The sequence below is a fragment of the Variovorax sp. P4_B10 genome (assembly GCF_056402375.1).
This window is the reverse complement of the sequence record NZ_JBFUHN010000060.1, coordinates 1-22,849: the sequence shown is the minus strand read 5'-3', so window position 1 is coordinate 22,849 and position 22,849 is coordinate 1. Positions and strand designations below refer to the sequence as shown.

Sequence of the window (22,849 nt, the reverse complement as noted above, 5' to 3'; positions counted from 1 at the left end):
AACGCCTCACTGCTTCTTCGCATTCAGCACACCACCCCATGAACGCCCGTACCGAAACCGAACTGCTGCTGCCGCCCATGCACTCTCCTGCGCGCCTGTCCAACACGCACCTCGATGCGCTGGAAGAAGAAACCGTCTTCATCCTGCGCGAAGTGGCAGCCGCCTTCGAGCGCCCCACCCTGCTGTTCTCGGGCGGCAAGGATTCGCTGGTGCTGCTGAAGTGCGCGGAGAAGGCGTTCGGTGCCGGCCGCATTCCCTACCCGCTGCTGATGATCGACACGGGCCACAACTTCCCCGAAGTGACGGCCTACCGCGACCAGCGCGCGAAGGAGCTGGGCGCCGAGCTGATCGTGCGCAGCGTCGAGGACTCGATGGCGCGCGGCACCGTGCGCCTCGCGCACCCCGGCGAATCGCGCAATGCGCACCAGTCGGTGACGCTGCTCGAAGCCATTGAAGAATTCCGCTTCGACGCGCTGATCGGCGGCGCCCGCCGCGACGAGGAAAAGGCGCGCGCCAAGGAGCGCATCTTTTCGCACCGCGACAGCTTCGGCCAATGGCAGCCCAAGGACCAGCGCCCCGAGCTGTGGACGCTGTTCAACACGCGCCTGGCGCCGGGCGAACACTTCCGCGTGTTCCCGATCTCGAACTGGACCGAGCTCGACGTCTGGCAATACATCGAGCGCGAGCACGTCGGCCTGCCGTCGATCTACTACACGCACAAGCGCGAGGTGGTCGAGCGCCGCGGCCTGCTGGTGCCGGTGACCGATCTCACCCCGCCGCGCGACGGCGAAACCGTGCAGGTGCGCGACGTGCGCTTCCGCACCGTGGGCGACATCACGACCACCTGCCCGGTCGAGAGCCTCGCGGCCGATGCGGGCGACGTGGTGCTCGAAACCCTGTCGGTCGACGTCAGCGAACGCGGCGCCACCCGGATGGACGACATGACCTCCGAAGCATCCATGGAAAAACGCAAGAAAGACGGTTACTTCTGATGAGCGCGACGACTGCAACCCCTGCCATCGCTTCCGACGTGCACGGCGACACCGGCACCGCCCTGCGCTTCATCACCTGCGGCTCTGTCGACGACGGCAAGAGCACGCTGATCGGTCGCCTGCTGGTCGACAGCAAGACGGTTCTGCAGGACCAGCTCGCCGGCGTGCAGCGCGGCGGCGAAACCGACCTCGCCCTGCTGACCGACGGCCTCTCGGCCGAGCGCGAACAGGGCATCACGATCGACGTGGCCTACCGCTACTTTTCGACCGCCAAGCGCAAGTTCATCATCGGCGATGCGCCGGGCCATGAGCAGTACACCCGCAACATGGTCACCGCCGCCTCGGCCGCCGATGCCGCCGTGGTGCTGGTCGATGCGACCAAGCTGGCCTGGGCTGCCGAAGTGGAAGACGGCACCGTGGTCAAGCGTGAGCTGCTGCCGCAGACGCGTCGCCACACGCTGCTGTGCCACCTGCTGCGCGTGCAGTCGATCGTGTTCGCGATCAACAAGCTCGACGCCATCGACGACGCCGGCCTGGCTTTCGAACGCATTTCGACCGCGCTGAACGCCTTTGCCGAGGCGGCCGGCGTGCAGGTCGCGGCCATCGTGCCGATCTCCGCGCTCAAGGGCTGGAACGTGGCCACGCGCCACGCCGACTGGGTCGGCTACGAAGGCCCGAGCCTGCTCGAGCTGCTCGAAGAGCTGCCGGTCACCGTGCAGGACGAGGCCGTGCCCTTTGCCTTCCCGGTGCAGTGGGTCGAGAAGTTCTCGGCCTCGGCCGACACCTCGCAGGGCCGCCGCGTGTTCTGGGGCCGCGTGGCCTCGGGCCATGTGGAGCCCGGCCAGCGCGTGACCGTGCTGCCGAGCAACCAGACCGCGACCGTTGCCCAGGTGCTGAGCCACACGCGCCAGCCCAAGACGGTGCATGCGGGCCACAGCGCCGGCATCGTGCTCGACCGCGAAGTCGATGTGTCGCGCGGCGACTGGCTGCTGGCGCCGGGCGCCTTCGAGCCGGTGCGCGAAATCACCGCCACCGTGGCCTGGCTCGACGACGAGCCGCTGGTCGCCGGCCGCGTCTAMTGGGCGCTGCAGGGCCACCGCTGGGTCAAGGCCAAGGTGGCGCGCATCGTCGATCGCGTGAACATCACGACGCTCGAATCGGAGCCCACGACACAGCTGGAAGCCAATTCCATCGGCGACGTGGTGCTCGCGCTGCAGCAGCCGCTGGCCGTGCTGCCCTTCACGCAATCGCGCGCATTGGGCTCGCTGGTGCTGGTCGATACGGCCTCCCACAAGACCGCCGCTGCCGTGCTCGTGCAGCCTGCCGCCGCAAAGGCCTAAAATCTGGGGTTTTCCCCGATCAAACTGACGTTAAAAGACAAATGACCCACGTCGTCTCCGAAGCCTGCATCCGTTGCAAATACACCGACTGCGTGGACGTTTGCCCCGTCGACTGCTTCCGCGAAGGTCCCAACATGCTGGTGATCGACCCGGACGAGTGCATCGATTGCGCGGTCTGCATCCCCGAATGCCCGGTCAATGCGATCTACGCCGAGGAAGACCTCCCGGCCAACCAGATGGCCTTCATCAAGATCAACGCCGAGCTGGCCGTGGCCGACGGCTGGAAGAGCATCACCAAGCGCAAGCCCGCGCTGCCTGACGCCGAAGAGTGGAAAGACAAGACGGACAAGGTCGGGGAGCTGGTGCGCTGAGCACCCCAGCCGCTCCCATCGAAACCGACGCATTGATCGTCGGTGCCGGCCCTGTCGGGCTGTTCCAGGCCTTCCAGTTGGGCCTGCTTGAAATCTCCTGCCACATCGTCGATGCACTGCCCGCCGCGGGCGGCCAGTGCGTGGCGCTCTATGGCGACAAGCCGATCTACGACATTCCCGGCACGCCAGTCACCAGCGGGCGCGGCCTCGCGCAATCGCTGCTGGAGCAGATCGCGCCGTTCAAGCCGCAGTTCCACTTCGGCGAGCAAGTCGCCACGCTGGAGCGACAAGCCGACGAGCGCCTGCTGCTGACGACCTCGGCAGGCACGGCCTTCCTGGCGAAGACGGTGTTCATCGCGGCGGGTGTCGGCGCCTTCGTGCCCAAGCGCATCGCGCTCGAAGGCATTGCGCAGTTCGAAGGCACCTCGCTTTTCTATCACCCCGAGTCGCTGGACCGCTTTGCGGGACAGACGGTAGTGGTGAATGGCGGCGACGACATCGCGCTCGAAACCGCCATGGCGCTCACGTCCGTGGCAAAGCAGGTCACGCTGGTCCATCGGCGCGACGGCTTCCAGGCCGACGAAGCGAACATTGCGTCGATGCGCGCCCTCGTGGCCGCGGGCAAGCTGGCCTTCAAGGTCGGCCAGCCCACCGCCTTCGACGGCAAGCAATTGCAGATCACCACGCCCGACGCGACAACCATCGATCTGCCGCTCGACGCGCTGATCGCCTGCCTCGGCATCTCGCCGCGCCTCGGCCCGATTGCCGACTGGGGCCTGGAACTCGAGCGCAAGCAGGTGCCGGTCGACACCGAGAAATACGAAACCCGCGAACGCGGCGTGTTCGCGGTGGGCGACATCAACACCTACCCGGGCAAGAAGAAACTCATCGTCTGCGGCTTCCACGAAGCCACGCTGGCGGCCTGGGGCGCCACCGCCATCGTGTTCCCGGGCAAGGCGGTGCCGCTGCAGTACACGACCACCAGCACGCGGCTGCACGAGTTGCTGGGCGTGGCTGGCGTTACTTCGCGCTAGGCAGCAGCGAGCCGTACTCGCCAATGAAGCTGCCGATGGCGGCGGCGAATCGGTCGATGTCCGCATCCACCAACGGCAGCGACAGCACGATGAAGCCGCGCGGCGAGGCGTAGATGCCCTGGCTCAGCAGGTGGAAGAACAGCAGCTGGCGCAGGCGCCCATCGACCACCGCCAGATCGTCCACGCGCCGCACCTCGCCGCTCAGGAAATGCGCATTCATCAACGAACCCACGCCGGTGAACTGCAGGGCCACGCCCTCCTTCGCGCACAGCGCGTCGAGCCGCGCACGCATCGCCTCGCCGCGCGCGGCCAGCGCGCCGGCCGCCTCGGGGGTGAACAGCTTCGTGAGGCCCGCATACCCGGCCGCCATCGTCATGACGTTGTTGTTGAAGGTGCCCGAATGCGCGAGCGGCCCCGTGCGTGGGTCGAACAGCGCCATCACATCCGCCCGCCCGCCGAAAGCGCCGAAGGACATGCCGCCGCCGATRTACTTGCCCAGCGTGGTGAGGTCGGACCGGATGCCGAGCTTGTGGGCCAGGCCGTGCGGTGCGAGGCGCGAAGTCATGACCTCGTCGAAGATCAGCAGCGCGCCGACGCACGTGGCGCCATCGCGCAGCGTCTTCAAAAAGTCCAGGCGCCCCGGAATGCAACCGCTCGCGCCCTGCATCGGCTCGACCAGGATGGCGGCGATCTCCGGCCCGTGCGTCCGGATCTGTTCGCTCGCAAGCTGCGCGTCGTTGTAGGGCAGCACGAGGAAGTCGAAAGGCACCGTCGTCGGCGACGGCCTGTCGCCGAAGCCCAGCACGCCGCCGTGGTAGCCGCCCGAAAACACCACGATCTTGCGCCGCCCCGTGAAGCGCAGCGCGGCCGTGAGCGCCATCAGGTTCGCCTCGGTGCCCGAATTGGTGAAGCGCAGTTGCTCGATCTGCGGAAAGCGCTCGCAGATGGTCCTGGCGAGCCGCCCTTCGAGCAGATTGTGCCCTGTGAGATTGATGCCGCTCTTCATCGCCTCGATGACCGCATCACGGATCTCGGGCGCCGAGTGGCCGTAGACGCCGGCCGTGTACTCGGCGATGAAGTCCGCGTAGCGGTGGCCGTCGGCATCCCACAGTGCCGCGCCCTCGCCCTTGGCGATGGTGAGCGGAAACGGCGCGTAGAAAAGCACCGAGCGGCTGTTGGCACCCGGCATGTAGCGCGCCTGCTCGTCGAACTGGCGCCGGCTGGCCGGGTTGCCGTCGGTGAAGCGCTGATAGGCCCCGGCAAGGGCTTGGTCGATGGCGGCGTCGATCATGGAGCGGTCCTTGAAAGGATGAACAGTCGGCCTTCCGGCTCGATTAATTGATCAATGCTCAATTAATATTATTTATACAATCAATTTCTTCGCCGCACAATGGCCGCAACCATGAAGAAGACCACGCCCAAGCCCGAGCCCAAACCCAGGACCGCCGGCCGGCCCGCCGGCGGCGGCGCGCTGTCGAAGCAGCGCATCGCCGAAGCCGCCCTGGCGCACATCGACGCGTTCGGCCTGGGCGCTTTCAGCATGCGCGAGATCGCGGCGCAGCTCGGCGTCTATCCGGCCACGGTGCACTGGCATGTCAGCACCCGCGAAGCCCTGCTCGCCGAGGTGGCCGCCACCGTGATGGCCGAGGTCACGCCGCCGAGGGGCCAGCTGACATGGCAGGAATGGATCGCCGAGCTGTTCCGCCGCTGCCGCGCCGCGGTGCGCCGCCATCCGAACGTGGCGCAGCTGCTGGGCGCGCAGCTGGTGTCGAACGGCAGCCTGCCGACCGAACTGGTCGAAGGCGTGCTCGCGGCGCTGGTCGAGGCCGGCTTCGAGGGCGAATCGCTGCGCGAGGCCTACAACTGCGTGATCGCGGCCATGCTGGGCTTCGTGACGATGGAGTTCTCGCCCCTGCCCGCCGACAACACCCAGGCCTGGGCCGAGGAACTGCGCGAGCGCGTCCACACCATCCGCCCGCTCGACCATCCGRTGCTCACGCGCAACCTGCCGCTGCTGGCCAACCAGGCCTTCATCGTGCGCTGGGACAACGGCACCACCTTGCCGCTGGACAGCAGCTTCGAGCGGCATATCCAGATCACCATCGACGGGCTGGAGGCCTTCGCGCGCAGGCTCTGACGCGCTTTGCTAGCTGGCGGTCGACTTCGGCGCCGCGGCAGCAGCGGCCCTGTGGGCCGCGTTGTTGTGCATCCCGTCGCGAATCAGGCCGCCCAGAAGAACGTCGACCAGTGTGCCGCCGCCCGCACCGGACCCGCCCCCCGCGACGATGTCGGGCACCAGCTTCACACCCGCCTTGGACAGGGCTTCGGCCACCTGCACGACCGCGTAGTTGCCGGATTCCATCGAATCGATCTTCTGCTTGATGACCGTTGCCTCCGCACCGCCGACCGCGAGGGTCTTGGCCGCTTCCGCATCGCCGGTCAGGCGCGTGACCTTCGCATCCGCCTCGGCGTTGATGGTCTTGGCCTGCGCCTGCCCGCTGGCCGCATTGACCGCCGCATCGGCATCGAACTTGGAGATCGCCACCTTGCGCTCCGCCGCCACCACGTTGGGCTGCGTGTCGGCCAGCGCCTTGGCCTGTTCGAGCTCCTGACGCACCGCCTGTGCCTGGCGCTGGGTGTCGTAGGTGACCCGCTCCTGCTCGGCGATCTTGCGGTCGGTCAGGGTCTTCATCAAGGCTTCCGGCGGCGCGATGTCGCCGATGAGCGTTTCGACCGCACCGACGTTGTAGTCGGCCAGCGCGGCACCGATCGCGACCTTGGCCTCCTGCTGGCGCACGGAACGGCTCTTGAGAAAGTCGATGACGTCCGAGTTTTGCGCCGCATTGCGAAAGTAGTTGCCGATGGTCGGCTCCAGCACCTGCGTGACGAGCGCCTCCATGCTGCCGAAACGCGCGATCACCTTGGGGGCGTCGTTGCGCGGAATGTGAATGATCTGGCTCACGTCCAGGTCGAAGGTGAAGCCGTCGGCAGAACGCACCTTGATCGTCGACAGGTTGGCGTCGAGCTTGTGGGCCTCGGTCTTGCCGGTGGCCCAGTTGAGCACCACGTTCGCGGTCGGCACCACGCGCACCTTGTGCGTGTAGGGGTTGATGGGGTACTTGCCCGGGTCGTACACGTCGACCCACACGCCCTTCTCGCCCTTGGACACCAGGTTCCCGTGCCGGAAGGACTCACCGGTGACGTCATGCCCTTCCTTGCCGATGAACGCGACGACCACGCCGACCGATGCGATCGGCACCTCGGTGATGTCCACCGCCTCGACGACCGCGAACTTGGGGTTGATGAAGTACCGGCCGGCCAGGAGCACCTGCTCCTGAAGCCCCTTGTTGCCGCCGTTCCGGACGAAGGCCATCGGGTCCTGGAACGAGTTGTGGCTGGCCACCTGCGCACCGGCGATCTCGCCGGTTTCGAGCGACCGGCCTTCCTTGGTCGTGACGATGCCGACCTTGTTGTCCGGGATGTCGGTGACATTGGCCATTTCCACATTGAACAGCTTCGGATTGATCCGGTACTGTCCCTGCGGAACGATCGACATCTGCGGGCCGCGCTCGCCGCCGTTGGCGATGAACGCATGCGCATCCTGAAAGGAATCGCACTCGACGTGACTGCCGATGATGCGGCCACCCGACAGCGCCTTGCCGTCGCGCGCTTCGACGACACCGATCTTGCCGGGCGGCACCACGGTCATCTCGTCCTGGGTGACGGTGAACACCAGCGTGTTGATGCGCCACGACCCCGGAGGAATGATGGCCATCTGCGCGCCGCGCTCGCCCTCTGCTTCCAGGAAAGCCCGCGCGTCCTGGAAGTTGTCGCACGCGACCTGCCGGCCGATGATGCGGCCGTCCGGCAGCGCCTTKCCGTCGCAGGATTCGACGATGCCGATCTTGCCCGGCGGAACGACGAACAGCGGTTGGAAGGTGATGTCGTACTGCCACGGCCAGAGCCAGAAGTGCAGGCCTGGTGCCAGCGTGTCGGCCTGGATGCCGGCTTCTCCCTGCAGCGCCACGATCTTGCCCGGCGGCAGTTCGCGGTGCTTGCCCAGGAGAGCGAACTTCTTGACGACCAGTCCGATCTGGTCGTCGGGAATGATGTAGACCCCGAACAAACGGACAGTCCATTTGAAACTGGCAACCAGCACCACGATGAGGAGCACCCACCAGTAGTCTGCAAGGCCACCGAACACTGAAAGCCCTGTATCCATTTTTGACATCCTCTCTCGAGGATCTGTTGTTGTGGAAGGAAAGCATAGCCCTGCCGCTGCGGCAAAGGGGGCGTTCGAAAAATTCAGGTCATCGGTTCGCAGAGTCGAATACGGCCTTGCGGCATCGATTTTCGCCCGCCCTGGACATGGCCTTGGCAGCTGCGCCCCTGCGCCGCCCGACACCGGATAAAATCGCCTTGCGCCGCAGTTCGCTGGGGTGCATCGCTAGGGGTGTCGAACCGGAATCCGTTCCGGGGCTGACTGAGAGAGTCCCTTTGAACCTGACTGAGGTAATCCTCGCGCAGGGAAGCTGGTCCGGCGGCCTGTCACGTTGTCTCGCGTGACGGCTGCGCTGCTGGAGCCCCGCCCACCTGCCAAACCTTTTGCACTGGAGCAAACGGATGGCACACGACGACAACGGATCCCCTTCCGCCAACGAGGCGCTGACGCCGTTGCCCGCGTCCCGGCGCGTGTTCGGCTGGCACGACCATGCCTCGCTCTGGTTCAGCCTGGGCGTCGGGCTGCTGGTGATGCAGATCGGCGCCTACCTGGTGCCGGCCGTGGGCACGCGCGATGCGGCGCTGGCCATCGTGCTGGGTTCCGTCCTCGGCGCCGGCCTGCTGGCCTGGACCGCGCGGCTGGGCTGCGAGAGCGGTCTCGCAAGCGCCGGCCTGATGCACGCCACCTACGGCTGCGCCTTCGCGCGGCTGCCGGTGCTGCTCAACATCGTGCAACTGGTGGGCTGGACCACCTTCGAGCTGGTGATCATGCGCGAGGGCACGCAGGCCATCGGCCAGGTGGCTTTCGGCGCATCGCTGGGCACCTTCTGGGGCGGCGTCTTGACCACGCTGCTGTGGGGCGCGGTGCTGCTGGCACTGCTCGCGGGCTCGATGGTCAGGCTGGTGCGGCGCTTCGTCAGCCGCTTCGGCCTGCCGCTGGTCGTGCTCTCCCTGCTCTGGCTCACCTGGCAGTTCGCGACGCGTCTCCAGGCCAAGGGGCTGGACGCCTTCTGGGCGCGCCCGGGCGACGGCAGCATGGGCATGTTCGGCGCGCTCGATCTCGTGATCGCCATGCCGGTGTCATGGCTGCCGCTGGTGGCCGACTACGCCCGCCACGGCAGGCGCAGCGCGGGGGGTCTCGGCAGTGCATTCAGCGGCACCTGGCTGGGCTACGCGCTCGCCAACATCTGGTGCTATGCCCTCGGCGTGATGGTGGTGAGCGTGGCCGAGCCGGGCACGGGCCTCGTCACCGCGCTGCTGCTCGCACAGGGCGGGCTGGTGGCGCTGGGCCTCATCCTCATCGACGAGCTCGACAACGCGTACGGCGATGTCTATTCGGGCTCGGTGTCGACGCACAGCCTGCTGCCGCGCTGGAGCGTGAAGCGCTGGGGCCTGCTGCTGGCCGCGCTGTGCATTGCGCTCGCGCTGGTGCTGCCCATGCACACGCTCGAACCTTTCCTGCTGCTGCTGAGCTCGGTGTTCGTGCCGCTCTATGGCGTGATCCTCGGGCGGCTGGGCGGCGGCCAGGCCGCCGTGGCCGGCACGCGCCAGATCGACTGGGGCGCTGCGCTGATCTGGATCGCGGGCATCGCGGCCTACCACGCCCTCGCCAAATGGGCGCCGCAGTTCGGCTCGGCGCTGCCGACGCTGGCCGCGACCTTCGTGCTGGCTTGGCTCAGCCGGCCTTCGCCGGCAGGCGGTGCGTCGGCACTGGCGCAAAGCCGTGGTTGAGCGGACCATGTCCCGCCCCGACCTGCACATCCGCACCGGCCGCCATGGCGCCGACGACATAGGCGCGTGCGCGCTCAACGGCTTCGGGCAAGCCGAGCCCCAGCGCCAGGTGCGCCGCGATGGCGGACGACAGCGTGCAGCCGGTGCCGTGCAGGTTGCGGCTCGCGATGCGCTGCGAGGCCAGGCGCTTGCGGGTGCCGTCGGACTGCAGCAGCACGTCGACCACGTCGTCGCCGGGCAGGTGGCCGCCCTTGAGCAGCACGGCCCTGGCGCCGAGCGCCAGCAGTTCGTCGGCCGCACCATCGAGTGCGTCGATGCCGCCGATGGCATGGCCGATCAGCAAGGCGGCTTCGTCGAGATTGGGCGTGACCACCACGGCGCGCGGGAAGAGCTCGCGCACCAGCACCTGGACGGTTTCGGAGGCGATCAGGCGATCGCCGCTGGTGGCGACCATCACCGGGTCGAGCACCACGTTCGACAGCCGGTAGTGGTCGATGGCCCAGGCCACCACCTCGACCACCTCGGGCGCATGCAGCATGCCGAGCTTGACCGCATCGACGCCGATGTCCTCGACCACCGCCTGGATCTGCGCCTTGAGGAAAGCCGGCGGCACGCCATGGATGCCCGAGACGCCGAGCGTGTTCTGCGCGGTGAGCGCAGTGATGGCCGTCATGCCGTAGCAGCCGAGGGCCGCGAAGGTCTTGAGATCGGCCTGGATGCCGGCCCCGCCGCCGCTGTCCGAGCCGGCGATGGAGAGCACGCGTGCGTAGCGCAGGGGCGCTTGCGGCGCGGAGGAAGGTCCTTGGGTCATGCCGAAAATTATCGGCGACTGGCCTTGCCTTGCTCCCTCCCCTTCCGGGGGAGGGTTGGGGTGGGGGCACGCGGCGTATCCATCGGGCGCTCTGGCTGCCCCCATCCCAACCTTCCCCCAGCGGGGGAAGGAGCAAAGCCATGAGCGTGCCATTTCAATCAGCGGCCATCCTCGGGGCGGGGCTCATGGGGCGCCTGCTCGCGGTCACGCTGGCACAGGCGGGCTGCAAGGTTTCGCTGTTCGAGGCGGGCAGTCCGGAAGCGGAAGGCGCAGCCGCACGTGTGGCCGCAGCCATGCTCGCGCCGCTGGCCGAATCGGCCGTGGCGCCGGTGTCCGTCGTGCGCATGGGCCAGCACGCGCTGTCGCGGTGGCCCGAGCTGCTGGCACCGCTGGCGCAGCCGGTGTTCTTCCAGCGCGAAGGCACGCTGGTGCTCTGGCACCGGCAGGACGCCGCCGAGGCCGCACGGCTCGCGCGCGTGCTGGCCCGCACCGGTGCACAAGTGCCCGAACTCGCGCCGATGCAGACGCTCGACGGCGCGGGCATCGCCGCGCTGGAGCCTTCGTTGGGCCAGCGCTTCGCACAAGGGCTGTTCCTTCCCGGCGAGGGCCAGCTCGACAACCGTGCGCTGCTGGCCTCCCTGCTCGCCACGCTGCAGGCCAGCGCCCGCGTGAAGCTGCACTGGCAGTCGCCGCGCGCGCCGGCAGACTTCTCGCCCGGCACGCCGGGCCAGCCCGACCGGGTGATCGACTGCCGCGGCCTCGGCGCCCGGCCGCAATGGAGCGCGCTGCGCGGCGTGCGCGGCGAGGTGATCCGCGTGCATGCGCCCGAGGTCGCGCTGCAGCGGCCCACGCGGCTCGTGCATCCGCGCTACCCGCTCTACATCGCGCCCAAGCCCGGCAACCTCTTCGTGATCGGCGCGACCGAGATCGAGTCGGACGACATGTCGCCCGCCAGCGTGCGCTCCACGCTCGAGCTGCTGAGCGCGGCCTATGCCGTGCACAGCGGCTTTGCCGAGGCGCGCATCGTCGAGATCGCCACGCAGTGCCGCCCCACGCTGCCCGACAACCTGCCTGCCATCCGCCAGCCGCAGCCGCGCGTGCTGCAGATCAACGGCCTCTACCGCCACGGCTTCATGATCGCGCCGGCCCTGCTCGACGCGGCGATGGAGCTGCTCACGCAAGGCCACTCCCCGCTCGCACGGAGCTTCGGCATGGAGACAACGACAACCGCCGACGCATGACGATGAACATCCTGATCAACGACAAGCCCTTCACGCTGCCCGACGGCGCCACGCTGACCGACGCGCTGGCGGCGCTGGAGGCCGTGCCGCCCTTTGCCGTGGCGGTGAACCGCGAGTTCGTGCCGCGCTCGGCCTACGCCGCGCGCGCGCTGCAGCCCGACGACCGTATCGAAGTGATCCGCCCCGTGACGGGCGGCTGAGAAAAGATGGAGACAACACCCATGAACACGAACGACCCGCTGGTTCTCTACGGCCAGGCCTTTCAAAGCCGCCTGCTGCTCGGCACGGCGCGCTACCCTTCGCCCGACCTGCTCGAGGCAGCCGTCCAGCGCGCGAAACCCGCGATGCTGACCGCCTCGCTGCGCCGCCAGACCGCCAGCCAGGGTTCCGGCGGCAACGACACGAGCAACGGCTTCTGGGAGCTGCTGCGCCAGCTCGCCGTGCCGGTGCTGCCCAACACCGCCGGCTGCCACAGCGTGCAGGAAGTGATCGCCACCGCGCAGATGGCGCGCGAGCTGTTCGACACGCCCTGGATCAAGCTCGAACTGATCGGCGACGACTACACGCTGCAGCCCGACACGCTGAACCTCGTCGACGCCGCCTCGCAACTGATTCGCGACGGCTTCAAGGTGCTGCCCTATTGCACCGAAGACCTGGTGCTGTGCCAGCGGCTGGTCGATGTCGGCTGCCAGGCCGTGATGCCGTGGGCCGCGCCCATCGGCAGCGGCCGCGGGCCGGTCAACCCCTATGCGCTGCAGGTGCTGCGCGAGCGGCTCAAGGTGCCGATGCTGGTCGATGCGGGCCTGGGACTTCCGTCGCACGCCTGCCAGGTCATGGAATGGGGCTACGACGGCGTGCTGCTCAACACCGCCGTCGCGCTGGCGCAGGAGCCCGTCGCCATGGCCGGCGCCTTTGCCGATGCGGTGCAGGCCGGCCGCGCCGCCTACCGCGCCGGCGCCATGGCCGCGCAGGACGCCGCGCAACCCAGCACCCCCGTGCTCGGCACGCCCTTCTGGCACCACGCACCATGAACGACGCCCGCGCCATCGCCCACGCCATCGTCGCGGCCCATGGGCTGCGCTTCGGCGCCATCACCGCTTCGGCGGTGGGTGCCACCTCCTTTTCGTCGGACGAAGCCGTCTACCGCGGTGCCAAGCAGGCTTGCACCGCCCTTGGCTTCATCGAGATCGATGCCGAATGCCTCGCCCTCGCCTGGCACGCGCAGACCGAACGCGTCGGCAATTTCGACGCCGCGCAGTGGCCCGACACGCCCGCCGATTTCGGCATGCGGCCGTTCCCGCCCGCATCGCGCGACGACGCGTTTCCGCCCTGCCCCGAGCGGCTCGGCCTCTACGCCGTGCTGCCCGATGCGCAATGGGTCGGCCGCATGGCCCGCGCCGGCGTGCCGACGGTGCAGTTGCGCTTCAAGTCCGACGACGCAGCCGCCGTCGAGCGCGAAGTGCAGGCGGCCGTCGACGCCGTGCAAGGCACCGGCGCCCTGCTCTTCATCAACGACCACTGGCAGCTCGCCATCGCCGCCGGTGCCTATGGCATTCACCTGGGCCAGGAAGACCTCGACGCCCYGTCGCCGCAGGCGCTGCAGCAGTTGCGCGCCTCCGGCCTGCGCCTGGGCGTCAGCACCCACGGCTATGCCGAGATGGTGCGCGCCGATGCGGTGAGCCCGAGCTACATCGCCATGGGCGCGGTCTATCCGACCACGCTCAAGAAGATGGCGACCGCGCCGCAGGGCGTGGCCCGGCTCGCGGCCTACGCACGCCTGCTGCGCGGCTATCCGCAGGTGGGCATCGGCGGCATCGACGCGGTGCGGCTGCCCGAGGTGCTGGCCACCGGCGTCGGCTCCGTCGCGGTGGTGCGCGCACTGGTCACCGCCAATGATCCCGAGGCCACGGCCGCCCAATGGATGACGGCCATGAGCGCCGCCACCGACAACTGAACACGATGACGCCACGACGCTTTCCCCATTCCTCCGCCCGGCCGCTCTTGCCCGCTTCGCGCGTTTCGGCCGTCTCGCGCGCGATCGCCGCCACGCTCCTTGCCGCCGCCTGCGGCGCGCACGCGCAGCAGGCCTCGCTGCCGGCGATCACCGTCACCGATGGCGCGACCGCGCCGCCGGCCGACGTGAGCGGCTTCGGCGATGTGCCCCTGCGCGAACTGCCGCTCTCCGCCACGGTGATCGACAGCAAGCAATTGAACGCCAGCGGTGCGCGCCGGCTCGCCGACCTGACGCAGTTCGACGCCTCGGTCACCGACGCCTACAACGCCGCCGGCTACTGGGACTACCTCACGGTGCGCGGCTTCGTGCTCGACAACCGCTTCAACTACCGGCGCGAGGGCCTGCCGATCAGCGCCGAGACCTCGATCCCGCTCGACAACAAGGAGCGCATCGAGATCCTGCGCGGCACCAGCGGCATCCAGGCCGGCACCAGCGCGCCGGGCGGGCTGGTCAACTACGTCGTGAAGCGCCCCACCGAACAGGACCTGCGCACGGTGCGCATCGAGACCAGCAGCCGCGGCAGCGTGCTCGGCGCGCTCGACCTCGGCGGCCGCTTCGGCGAGAACCGCCAGTTCGGCTACCGGCTCAACGTGGCGAGCGAAAACCTCAAGCCGCTGACGCACAACCTCGACGGCAACCGCAACCTGTTCTCGCTCGCGGCCGACTGGCGCCTCACGCGCGACTCGGTGCTGGAGCTCGAGGTGGAGCAAAGCCGCAAGACGCAGCCGAGCCAGAACGGCTTCAGCCTGCTCGGCAATGTGCTGCCCGCGCCGGTCGATCCGCGCATCAACCTCAACAACCAGCCGTGGTCGCAGCCCTCGGTGTTCAAGGCGCTGACCGGCACCGTGCGCTTCAGCCAGGCACTGAACGCCGACTGGCGCTGGAGCGCGCAGATCGGCCAGCAGCGGCTCAAGACCGACGACCGGCTGGCCTACGCCTTCGGCTGCGGCGCCGAAGGCAACTTCGACCGCTACTGCTCCGACGGCACCTTCGACTTCTACGACTTCCGCAGCGAGAACGAGCGCCGCACGCAGACCGCCGGCAGCCTGAACCTGAAGGGCAACGTGATGACCGGCAGCGTGCGGCACGAGCTCGGCTTCGGCCTGCTGCAAAGCCGCGTGCGCAACCGCTTCCAGAACCAGGCCTACAACTACGCCGGCACGGGCAACGTCTGGGCCACGGCCGTGGTGCCGCCGAACCCCGACGCCACCACACCGCAGACCCAGCGCGACGAGCGTTCGACCGAGCTCTCGGTGCAGGATGCAATCCGCTGGAACGACCGCTTCACCACCTGGCTCGGCGTGCGCCATACGCGGCTCGATCGCAGCAGCATCGGCAACGACGGCTCGAACCCGACGGGCTACAAGCAAGGCGTGACCACGCCGTGGATTGCCGCCAGCTACGCCATCCAGCCCGGACTGCTCGCCTACGCGAGCTGGGGCAAGGGCGTCGAGTCGCAGGTCGTGCCGAACAGGAGCGACCAGTACAGCAACGCCGGCCAGGCGTTGCCCGCACTGAGTTCGCGCCAGTGGGAGCTGGGCGTCAAGGGCGGCACCGACACCTTCAACTGGCAGCTGGCATGGTTCGACATCACGCGCCCCATGACCAACCTCGACGCCTGCAACCGCCTACTCATCACGCCGTGCGAGGCAAAGTACGACGGCCGCGCCGTGCACCGCGGCCTCGAGGCCGGCGCGCAATGGACCGAAGGCCCCTGGCGCCTCGGCGGCAGCGTGACGCTGATGGACGCCAAGCGCCGCGGCAGCATCGTCGAACCCGCGAGCAACGGACAGTGGCCGACCAACGTGCCCAAGCAGGTGCTGCGCGCGCAGGCGGCCTACCGCCTGGCATCGGTGCCCGGCCTCGAACTGGCGGGCCAGCTTTCGCATGAAGGCCGGCGCAACGTTCTGTCCGACGGCTCGGTCACGCTGCCGTCGTGGACGCGCGTCGATGCGGTGCTGCGCTACGACACCAAGCTGCGCGGCGCGAACACGACCTGGACGCTGGCGATCGACAATCTGTTCGACCGCCGCTACTGGAAGGAATCGCCCTACCAGTTCGGCCACGTCTATCTCTTCCCGGGTGCGCCGCGCACGCTGCGTCTCGGGCTGAGCGTTGCACTCTGATCAACGCGAGCGAAAGTTTTTTGTGCGAAAGTTTCTGGGTGTTGAGAAGGCCCAAAAAACCACGCTATAATCTGAGGCTTGTTCCTCGATAGCTCAGTTGGTAGAGCGCCGGACTGTTAATCCGTAGGTCCCTGGTTCGAGCCCAGGTCGAGGAGCCACTACAAGCCGCAAGGCCTCTGGATGCCCCGCTACTCAAAAGGTAGCGGGGCATTTCCTTTTGGGGCACAGTAGCGCCGGCCGGGCCCTCCGGCAGACGATGGAAGATGACCATTCTCGAACAGCTTCGAAGCTGGGCCTCGCGCGTCAAGCGCGACGGCGTGACGCTGTGGTTCGCGAGCAAGCATCCGGCCACACCCTGGTACGCCAAGGCCCTGGGCGTCCTTGTCGTGGCCTACGCCCTGAGCCCCATCGATCTCATTCCCGATTTCATTCCCGTGCTGGGCTATGTCGACGACGTTCTGCTGCTTCCGGTGCTGATATGGCTGACGGTCAGAACACTGCCGGCGCATGTGCTCGATGAATGCCGCCTCCAGGCCGACGACTGGCTGAGGGAGAAGAAGAAAAAACCGACAAGCCGTGCCGGCGCCGCGTTCATCGTCCTGCTGTGGCTGGCCGCGGGACTGGCGGTGCTGTACGCGTGGTGGCCGCGCTAGCGTCGTTGCGCTTCCATTGCTGCACGGCAGGTCGGCCGGAGTATTGAAATACAGTCAAGACCATGCACTTCAAGCAGCCATCGGTCTCCAGATATTTCCTCCCTCATCGAATCGCACGGACCCTCACCTCCGGCGTGCTGAGCATCTTGCTCGTCGGTTGCGCCACGGAGCCGCCTCCGGCCCCACCGGCAAGAAAGCCGGCAGGCTCCAAGCCCGCACCGGCAGCCCGCCATGAGCCCTCCCGCCCCGCACCGGACCGCCGTCCGCGAAGCAGCGAACCGGCGCCGCCACCGGCACCTGGGCCAATGGCCAAGGCCGAACGAAACTTCCTGCGGCCATCGACCGGCACCGTCATCCAGCGCTTCGATGGCCGCAACAACAAGGGGCTCGACTTTGCAGGATCGGAAGGCGACCCGGTCATCGCTGCGCGCGACGGCAAGGTGGTCTATTCGGCCGTGGGTCCGCGTGGCTATGGCCAGCTCATCATGGTCAAGCACGACGCGAGCTTCGTCACCGCCTATGCGCACAACAGCAAGCTGCTGGTCAAGGAGGGGCAGTCCGTGAAACGCGGCCAGGTGATCGCCCGCATGGGCCGCACCGAATCCGATCGCGTCAAGCTGCACTTCGAGCTGCGAAGGAACGGCAACGCCGTCGACCCCGCCCCGTACTTCGCGGCCGACTGACGCTCTTTCCGAAGCGACCCGGTTGCTTCCCCGGGCCTTACCGGCAAAGCGAGTGGGGCCATTGCCCGATGGCCCTGTTCGGCCCCCTCTACACTGGACGGCATGGCTCTCCCGTCCCCGTCCCGCAAACACTCTGCATGCGCAGCCCTGCCGCTGGCAGCAGGCGGCCGCCGTGCGGATGTCGCTGCGGCGATCGCGACGGTCATTCGACAGACGCCCGCACTTTCCTGAGCCCGGTGGTCCGCTACTTCCTTTGTTGATGCGCAAACCATAGACCGCCGGGCACCATGCCCGCGCGTTCAACTGGAGTGCTTCATTCATGCTCGCAACAACGATTCACGGGGAGCGCACGCTCACCGAACTCGACTTCGTCCGTCTCAACAAATTGACGGGCGGTCACCCTCCCCCGGCGCTCGCCGACCTTCTGGATGTGGCGGACGTTCTGCCATCGCGGGAGGTGCCCGCGGACATCGTGACGATGTACGCGCAGGTGGAAATCGAAGACCTGCCCACGCGGCACCGCCACAAGCTGGTCGTCTGCTATCCCGCCGACGCGGCGCCGAACGCCGGCTTCATCTCGGTGCTGTCGCCCGTCGGCATGGGGCTGCTCGGCCTGAAGGCCGGTGCGACGGCTCACTGGCACACGCCGGGCGGCGAAGAGAACACCGCCCGCGTCGTCGCGGTTCTCTTCCAGCCGGAAGCCAGCGGCGACTACACGACCTGACGATCGCGTGCCGGAGGGTGCCGGTGCGGCGCCCGCACCACGTGCGCATGCACACCATGACTTTCGGCACTGGCACGCCGGCGCCTCGGGCCGTATCGTCACGCGGTCGCTGGCGGCGCGACGAATCGGGAGGCCGTACAGGCCATGCGGTCCCATCTTCGGTATCCGACGAGTGGCGCATCCCAGGGGAGGCGCCGCATTGTTTTTTACTCGATGGATCGGGACATGGCTTTTTCCAAACTCTCTCTCGCAGGCGCACTCACTGGCCTGCTGGTTCTTTCCGGCTGCCAGACCATGGACATGCAAATGGGCAGCCAGTCGGCCAAGACCGTGGCCACCGGGAGCGCCGCCGGTGCGGCCACCTCCGGTGAAAGCAGCCAGCTCGAACGCTGCGACTCGCCGCTCGGCACGGTCTCGCTGATCGAGAACGTCAATGCCGGCTGGTACACCATCCTCACCGGCGAATACCGCCTGCCGCCTACTGCCAATCTGTTGCGTTTGCTGGTGCAGCAGTCGAACTGCTTCRTSGTGGTCGAGCGCGGCGCGGCCGGCATGAACGCCATGACGCGCGAACGCGCGCTGMWGCAGTCGGGCGAAATGCGMGGCGGCAGCAACTTCGGCCGCGGCCAGATGGTGGCYTCCGACTACGGCCTGTCGCCCGAGATCGTGTTCAGCAACAGCGAYGCCGGCGGCMTCGGCGGYGCGCTCGGCGGCCTGGTGGGTGGCGGCCGTGGCCGGGCCATCGCCAACCTCGGCGCCAGCCTGCAGACCAAGGAAGCCAGCGCGCTGCTGACGCTGATCGACAACCGTTCGGGCGTGCAGGTCGCGGCGGCCGAAGGCAGCGCCTCCAAGACCGACTTCGGGGGCTTTGCCGGCCTGGGCGGCCTTTCCGCTGCGGGCGGCATCGGCGGCTACACGCGCACCCCGCAGGGCAAGGTGATTGCCGCAGCCTTCATGGACGCCTTCAACCAGATGGTCCGTTCGCTGCGCAACTACAAGGCGCAGACGGTGCGTGGCCAGGGCCTCGGCGGCGGTGGCCGCCTGGGCGTGGACGGCGCGGCGCCGCCGTCGCAGACCTCGGCACCGGCGGCTGCCCGCGGCCGACGCAAGTAAGCGCAAGAAAAGTCCACTCACCCTGCCCGTTCAGGCTGTCTCCTGGATGGCCTCCGTCAGGAATCGCACGAACGCCTTTCCTGCATCGGGCAGCGACCGGCCGGCCAGCGTCTCCACCTCGAGGTAGCGCTCGTTCATCTCCCTGTCCTTCAGCGGAATGGCGACCAGCGCCTTCGTCTTCAGCTGCGTGCGGATCGACAGCGCCCCATAGAAGGCGATGCTGCCGCCGCCCGCCGCCGCGAAGCTCACCAGCGCATTCGCATGGTTGCTGGACATGGCCTGCACATACTGCAGCCCCTGCCGGCCGCAACTGGTGTCGAGCAGTTGCCTGATCGAGCTGTCCTGCGGCGGCAGCCCCAGCGGGTAGGCCACCACCTGGCGCAGTGACAACTGCCGCTGCGCCGCCAGCGGATGGCCCTCGGCCATCACGGCCAGGATGGGGCTGGGATGGCGCAGCTCGATCCGGATGCCGGGCTCGGGCACCGCGCTCAACGTGATCCCGACATCCGCTTCGCCGTCGCGTATGCGCTTCGGAATGTCGCTCGGCGGGGCGACCTCCAGGTGAAAGCGGATCCCCTCGTACTTGTCGCGAAAGCGGGAGATCAGCGTCGGTAGGAAATCGAAGGCGAAGCCCTCGGTGCTCACTACCCGCACATGGCCGCTGCGCAGGCCGCGCAGGCCGGCGATGTCGCTCGCGACCCGCTCGATGTCCTGCTGCGTCCGCTTGGCATGCGCGGCCAGCAGTTCGCCGGCGGCGTTGGGCACCATGCCGCGCGCGTGGCGGTCGAACAGCAGCGTGTCCAGCTCGCGCTCCAGGCGTGCCACCTGCCGGCTCACGGCCGAAGGCGCGACGTTGAGCTTGAGCGCCGCGTCCTTCACCGAGCCGGTTTTCACGACCTCGAGAAAGTAGCGGACCGCCGTTTCCTGCAGCGCTTGAAGTCGCATGAAGTTCTCCGTGCGGCACGGCGGGCAAGGCGCCGTGCCGATTGCCGTTTTGGCAATCGACAATTCTAAACATTGCGCTTGTAGCAGTCGAAGACCGCTCCTAGGATGGGACTCTTTCAGGAGTACCCATTCATGAAAAGCCTTTCCGCGTTGGCCAGCATGGCGCTGATGTCCTGTTTCGGCCTGGGCCTCGCGCCACTGGCCGCCGTCGCCGCGGAGCCGGGTTTTCCGTCGCGGCCGGTCACGCTCGTGATCCCCTTTCCGCCGGGCGGCGCCACGGATGTGAACGGGCGCATCCTCGGCCTGCGGCTGGGCAAGGAACTCGGCCAGCCCGTGGTCATCGAGAACCGTGCCGGCGCCGGCACGATCATCGGTGCGAGCTACGTGTCCAAGGCGGCACCGGACGGCTACACGCTGCTCGTGAGCTCGGGCACCACGTTCACCGTCAACCCCGCCATCCGCCCCAACCTTCCGTACGACCCGGTCAAGGGTTTCGAGCCGATCGGCATCGCCGGGCGCATCGCGCTCATCCTGCTGGCCAACAGCGAGGTGCCGGTGCAGACCGTCAAGCAGTTCGTGGACTACGTGAAGGCATCGCCCGGCAAGTATTCCTACGCCTCCTACGGCACCGGCTCGACCGCGCACTTCGCTGGCGAAACCATCCTGCATGCGGCCGGCCTGAAGATGACGCATGTGCCCTACAAGGGCAGCGCACCGGCCATGACGGACCTGATGGGCGGGCAGGTCGCGTTCAGCGTCGACACCGTGGGCGCCGCGATCCCTCAGCTCAAGAGCGGCAAGATCAAGGCCATCGCAGTGACGACGGCCCGGCGCTCCAGCCTGTTGCCCAACGTGCCCACCCTGGCCGAGAGCGGCTATCCCGACATCGACATGGACTCCTGGCTGATGCTGGCGGCGCCGAAGGGCCTGCCTGCCGACGTGAAGGTCAAGCTCGAGAAGGCATTGGCCGTGACGATGGCCGACCCCGACACCCGCGCCAAGCTGAGCGCCCAGGGCCTCGAGCCGGCCTACAGCAACGCCGTGGAGGCGAGTGCGCTGATCGGCAAGGAACTGCCGTTGATGCGTGCCGTCGCGGCCCGCGCGCACATCACCGCCGACTGATCTCCCCTCAACGATTGCCCATGCCCATCGCCACCGAACTCGTCGAACGATCCGCCGTCGAACTCCGCCGCCTCATCGGCAGCAAGGCCATCTCGCCGGTCGAACTCCTGGAGGCCTGCATCGCGCGCATCGAGCAGGTGAACCCGTTCGTCAACGCGGTGACCGCCACCTGCTTCGAGCGCGCAAGGACCGAAGCCAGGGCCGCGGAGAGCGCCGTCATGCGCGGCGCTGCGCTGGGGCTGCTGCATGGCCTTCCGCTCGGGGTGAAAGACCTGGAGCCCACGGAGGGCCTGCTCACCACCTGGGGCTCGTCGATCTACCGCGATCACGTGCCGCAGGAAGACATCGAGCTGGTGGCGCGCCTTCGCAAGGCGGGCGCCATCGTGACGGGCAAGACCAACGTGCCCGAGATGGGCGCCGGCGCCAACTCCCGCAACGACGTGTGGGGCGCCACGGGCAACCCCTTCGATCCGAACCTGAATGCCGGCGGCTCTTCCGGCGGCTCGGCGGCGGCCCTGGCCTGCGACATGCTGCCGGTGTGCACCGGTTCCGACACCGGCGGCTCGCTGCGCATTCCGGCGGCCAAGTGCGGCGTGGTGGGCTTCCGGCCTTCGCCGGGCATTGTGCCGAGCGTGCGGAAGCTGCTGGGCTGGACACCGATCTCGGTGGTCGGTCCGATGGGCCGGACCGTGGAAGACGCCTGCCTGCAGCTGGCGGCGTCGGCCGGCATGAACGCCGGCGACCCGCTGAGCTATCCGCTGGACCCGCTGTCCTTTCTCAAGCCGCTCGATGTCGACCTGAGCCGGCTGCGCGTCGCGTGGACCGAAGACTTCGGCGTGTGCGCGGTGGACGACGGCATCCGCGCCACCATGCGCAAGAAGATGACGGCGATACGGCACCTGTTCCAGCGCTGCGATGAAGTCGCGTTCGACCTCGGCGAGGCGCACCGCTGCTTCGACGTGCTGCGCGCCGAGGCGTTCGTGGCGGGCATGCATGCCGCCTACCAGAAAGACCCGGACAGCCTGGGCCCGAACTCCCGCGCGAACTACGAGATGGGCGCGAAGATGAGCCTGCTCGACAGCGCCTGGGCGCAGGCCGAGCAGACGCGCCTCATCAAGCGCTTCCAGGCGACCTTCGCCGACTACGACCTGGTGCTTTCGCCCACCACGCCGGTGTCGCCCTTTCCATGGACGCAGCTGTACGCCGACACGATCAACGGCGAGAAGCAGGCGAACTACTACCGCTGGCTGGCATTGACCTACGTCGTCACGCTGACGACCCATCCCGCAATCTCGCTGCCCTGCGGCGTCGATCACGCGGGCATGCCGTTCGGGCTGCAGGTCGTGGGCGGCTTCAGGGCCGACCACCAGGTGCTGGGCGCGGCGCACGCCATGGAGAAGGCCTTCGCCGGCGACGCGCAACTGCGCCGCCCGCGGCCCGACCTGGCGGCCTTGCGGCCGGCCGAGCCTGCGCTCACGTCGATCGTGAAGACGCCGCCGGGCTCGTCTGGCGCGGTCCCGGTGGCCGCTGGCTCCGTGGTCTGAAAAGAAAACCTGCTTTTCGATTCGTCGCGTTGCGCGTTGTGCGGGGCACTGCTGTTCAGGGCGGGATCACGCCGACGGGGTACCTTGCTCCGCGAATGTCCCCCGGCGCGGCCTAGGGCCGCAGGCCTCCTCCTTTATTTCGCTGCGCAAGGCACCCCATCGGCGTGCTCGCTCAGAGCACTTG

Annotated in this window: 21 protein-coding genes and 1 tRNA gene; 18 read left to right on the top strand and 4 right to left on the bottom strand. The window is 68.1% G+C overall.

Translation table 11 applies throughout. The annotated features are described in order from the left end of the window. The first annotated feature begins 38 nt into the window (after positions 1 to 38). Genes cysD through AC1DXX_RS23980 form a run of 4 tightly spaced genes read left to right on the top strand, consistent with a single transcriptional unit; the run spans position 39 to position 3,737 of the window. Complete coding sequence (gene cysD / locus AC1DXX_RS23995) at positions 39 to 992, top strand: sulfate adenylyltransferase subunit CysD (RefSeq protein WP_478136715.1); 954 nt, start codon at positions 39 to 41, stop codon at positions 990 to 992. Further along, a complete protein-coding gene (locus tag AC1DXX_RS23990) occupies positions 992 to 2,332 on the top strand; it encodes a sulfate adenylyltransferase subunit 1 (protein ID WP_478136714.1) in 1,341 nt (446 codons plus the stop codon). The genes cysD and AC1DXX_RS23990 overlap by 1 nt, the downstream gene beginning before the upstream one ends. 41 nt (positions 2,333 to 2,373) lie before the next feature. Then, positions 2,374 to 2,703, top strand: coding sequence for a ferredoxin FdxA (fdxA, locus tag AC1DXX_RS23985; RefSeq protein WP_478136713.1), 330 nt, complete (start codon positions 2,374 to 2,376; stop codon positions 2,701 to 2,703). Continuing rightward, complete coding sequence (locus AC1DXX_RS23980; RefSeq protein WP_478136712.1) at positions 2,661 to 3,737, top strand: NAD(P)/FAD-dependent oxidoreductase; 1,077 nt, start codon at positions 2,661 to 2,663, stop codon at positions 3,735 to 3,737. The genes fdxA and AC1DXX_RS23980 overlap by 43 nt, the downstream gene beginning before the upstream one ends. On the opposite strand, the gene AC1DXX_RS23975 is transcribed toward AC1DXX_RS23980, so the two are convergent. Next, positions 3,724 to 5,028: an aspartate aminotransferase family protein gene (locus AC1DXX_RS23975; protein ID WP_478136711.1), complete on the bottom strand. Its 1,305-nt coding sequence runs from the start codon at positions 5,026 to 5,028 to the stop codon at positions 3,724 to 3,726. The two genes, AC1DXX_RS23980 and AC1DXX_RS23975, sit on opposite strands and share 14 nt — an antisense overlap. A 99-nt stretch (positions 5,029 to 5,127) precedes the next feature. Between AC1DXX_RS23975 and AC1DXX_RS23970 the strand changes: the two genes are divergently transcribed. Then, positions 5,128 to 5,874 (top strand): TetR/AcrR family transcriptional regulator, encoded by a 747-nt coding sequence (locus AC1DXX_RS23970; protein WP_478136710.1) that lies wholly within the window; start codon positions 5,128 to 5,130, stop codon positions 5,872 to 5,874. Positions 5,875 to 5,883: 9 nt separating this feature from the next. Here the strand turns inward: AC1DXX_RS23970 and AC1DXX_RS23965 are convergent, their stop codons facing one another. Then, a complete protein-coding gene (locus AC1DXX_RS23965) occupies positions 5,884 to 7,959 on the bottom strand; it encodes an SPFH domain-containing protein (RefSeq protein ID WP_478136709.1) in 2,076 nt (691 codons plus the stop codon). A 401-nt stretch (positions 7,960 to 8,360) separates the two neighbouring features. On the opposite strand from AC1DXX_RS23965, the gene AC1DXX_RS23960 reads away from it, so the two are divergent. After that, positions 8,361 to 9,689, top strand: coding sequence for a purine-cytosine permease family protein (locus AC1DXX_RS23960; RefSeq protein ID WP_478136708.1), 1,329 nt, complete (start codon positions 8,361 to 8,363; stop codon positions 9,687 to 9,689). Here AC1DXX_RS23960 and thiD read toward each other — a convergent pair. Beyond that, on the bottom strand, positions 9,634 to 10,500 hold the full coding sequence (gene thiD / locus AC1DXX_RS23955) for a bifunctional hydroxymethylpyrimidine kinase/phosphomethylpyrimidine kinase (RefSeq protein ID WP_478136707.1): 867 nt from the start codon (positions 10,498 to 10,500) through the stop codon (positions 9,634 to 9,636). The genes AC1DXX_RS23960 and thiD overlap by 56 nt on opposite strands. A 140-nt stretch (positions 10,501 to 10,640) precedes the next feature. Here thiD and AC1DXX_RS23950 point away from each other — a divergent pair, with 140 nt between their 5' ends. From AC1DXX_RS23950 to AC1DXX_RS23905, 10 genes are all read left to right on the top strand, one after another. Then, on the top strand, positions 10,641 to 11,741 hold the full coding sequence (locus AC1DXX_RS23950; RefSeq protein WP_478136706.1) for an FAD-dependent oxidoreductase: 1,101 nt from the start codon (positions 10,641 to 10,643) through the stop codon (positions 11,739 to 11,741). After that, a complete protein-coding gene (gene thiS, locus AC1DXX_RS23945) occupies positions 11,738 to 11,941 on the top strand; it encodes a sulfur carrier protein ThiS (protein ID WP_478136705.1) in 204 nt (67 codons plus the stop codon). Before AC1DXX_RS23950 ends, thiS begins: the two co-directional genes overlap by 4 nt. 21 nt (positions 11,942 to 11,962) lie before the next feature. Next, a complete protein-coding gene (locus AC1DXX_RS23940) occupies positions 11,963 to 12,772 on the top strand; it encodes a thiazole synthase (protein WP_478136704.1) in 810 nt (269 codons plus the stop codon). Beyond that, positions 12,769 to 13,695, top strand: coding sequence for a thiamine phosphate synthase (thiE, locus tag AC1DXX_RS23935; protein WP_478136703.1), 927 nt, complete (start codon positions 12,769 to 12,771; stop codon positions 13,693 to 13,695). The genes AC1DXX_RS23940 and thiE overlap by 4 nt, the downstream gene beginning before the upstream one ends. Positions 13,696 to 13,700: 5 nt before the next feature. Continuing rightward, on the top strand, positions 13,701 to 15,881 hold the full coding sequence (locus tag AC1DXX_RS23930; RefSeq protein WP_478136702.1) for a TonB-dependent siderophore receptor: 2,181 nt from the start codon (positions 13,701 to 13,703) through the stop codon (positions 15,879 to 15,881). 82 nt (positions 15,882 to 15,963) lie between these two features. Beyond that, positions 15,964 to 16,039 (top strand) — tRNA-Asn (locus tag AC1DXX_RS23925). A 105-nt stretch (positions 16,040 to 16,144) separates the two neighbouring features. Then, positions 16,145 to 16,534: a YkvA family protein gene (locus AC1DXX_RS23920; protein ID WP_478136701.1), complete on the top strand. Its 390-nt coding sequence runs from the start codon at positions 16,145 to 16,147 to the stop codon at positions 16,532 to 16,534. Positions 16,535 to 16,839: 305 nt separating this feature from the next. After that, positions 16,840 to 17,217, top strand: a complete 378-nt coding sequence (locus AC1DXX_RS23915) for a M23 family metallopeptidase (RefSeq protein WP_478136700.1) — start codon at positions 16,840 to 16,842, stop codon at positions 17,215 to 17,217. A 319-nt stretch (positions 17,218 to 17,536) separates the two neighbouring features. Continuing rightward, a complete protein-coding gene (locus AC1DXX_RS23910; protein ID WP_478136699.1) occupies positions 17,537 to 17,941 on the top strand; it encodes a GreA/GreB family elongation factor in 405 nt (134 codons plus the stop codon). 225 nt (positions 17,942 to 18,166) lie between these two features. Further along, the gene (locus tag AC1DXX_RS23905) at positions 18,167 to 19,054 is read left to right on the top strand and encodes a CsgG/HfaB family protein (protein WP_478136698.1); all 888 of its coding nucleotides are present in this window, start codon (positions 18,167 to 18,169) and stop codon (positions 19,052 to 19,054) included. Between the two features lie 30 nt (positions 19,055 to 19,084). Here AC1DXX_RS23905 and AC1DXX_RS23900 read toward each other — a convergent pair whose 3' ends face one another. Continuing rightward, entirely contained in the window at positions 19,085 to 19,999 is a 915-nt protein-coding gene (locus AC1DXX_RS23900; protein ID WP_478136697.1) for a LysR family transcriptional regulator, read from the bottom strand. Between the two features lie 132 nt (positions 20,000 to 20,131). Between AC1DXX_RS23900 and AC1DXX_RS23895 the strand changes: the two genes are divergently transcribed. Then, a complete protein-coding gene (locus tag AC1DXX_RS23895) occupies positions 20,132 to 21,121 on the top strand; it encodes a Bug family tripartite tricarboxylate transporter substrate binding protein (protein ID WP_478136696.1) in 990 nt (329 codons plus the stop codon). Between the two features lie 20 nt (positions 21,122 to 21,141). Beyond that, the gene (locus AC1DXX_RS23890) at positions 21,142 to 22,665 is read left to right on the top strand and encodes an amidase (RefSeq protein WP_478136695.1); all 1,524 of its coding nucleotides are present in this window, start codon (positions 21,142 to 21,144) and stop codon (positions 22,663 to 22,665) included. Positions 22,666 to 22,849: the final 184 nt, after the last annotated feature.

Coding starts and splice junctions, on each gene's coding strand:
- cysD (WP_478136715.1), top strand. CDS start 39: ATGAACGCCCGTACCGAAACCGAACTGCTGCTGCCGCCCATGCACTCT.
- fdxA (WP_478136713.1), top strand. CDS start 2,374: ATGACCCACGTCGTCTCCGAAGCCTGCATCCGTTGCAAATACACCGAC.
- AC1DXX_RS23960 (WP_478136708.1), top strand. CDS start 8,361: ATGGCACACGACGACAACGGATCCCCTTCCGCCAACGAGGCGCTGACG.
- thiD (WP_478136707.1), bottom strand. CDS start 10,500: ATGACCCAAGGACCTTCCTCCGCGCCGCAAGCGCCCCTGCGCTACGCA.
- AC1DXX_RS23950 (WP_478136706.1), top strand. CDS start 10,641: ATGAGCGTGCCATTTCAATCAGCGGCCATCCTCGGGGCGGGGCTCATG.
- thiS (WP_478136705.1), top strand. CDS start 11,738: ATGACGATGAACATCCTGATCAACGACAAGCCCTTCACGCTGCCCGAC.
- AC1DXX_RS23940 (WP_478136704.1), top strand. CDS start 11,963: ATGAACACGAACGACCCGCTGGTTCTCTACGGCCAGGCCTTTCAAAGC.
- AC1DXX_RS23930 (WP_478136702.1), top strand. CDS start 13,701: ATGACGCCACGACGCTTTCCCCATTCCTCCGCCCGGCCGCTCTTGCCC.
- AC1DXX_RS23920 (WP_478136701.1), top strand. CDS start 16,145: ATGACCATTCTCGAACAGCTTCGAAGCTGGGCCTCGCGCGTCAAGCGC.
- AC1DXX_RS23915 (WP_478136700.1), top strand. CDS start 16,840: ATGGCCAAGGCCGAACGAAACTTCCTGCGGCCATCGACCGGCACCGTC.
- AC1DXX_RS23910 (WP_478136699.1), top strand. CDS start 17,537: ATGCTCGCAACAACGATTCACGGGGAGCGCACGCTCACCGAACTCGAC.
- AC1DXX_RS23900 (WP_478136697.1), bottom strand. CDS start 19,999: ATGCGACTTCAAGCGCTGCAGGAAACGGCGGTCCGCTACTTTCTCGAG.
- AC1DXX_RS23895 (WP_478136696.1), top strand. CDS start 20,132: ATGAAAAGCCTTTCCGCGTTGGCCAGCATGGCGCTGATGTCCTGTTTC.
- AC1DXX_RS23890 (WP_478136695.1), top strand. CDS start 21,142: ATGCCCATCGCCACCGAACTCGTCGAACGATCCGCCGTCGAACTCCGC.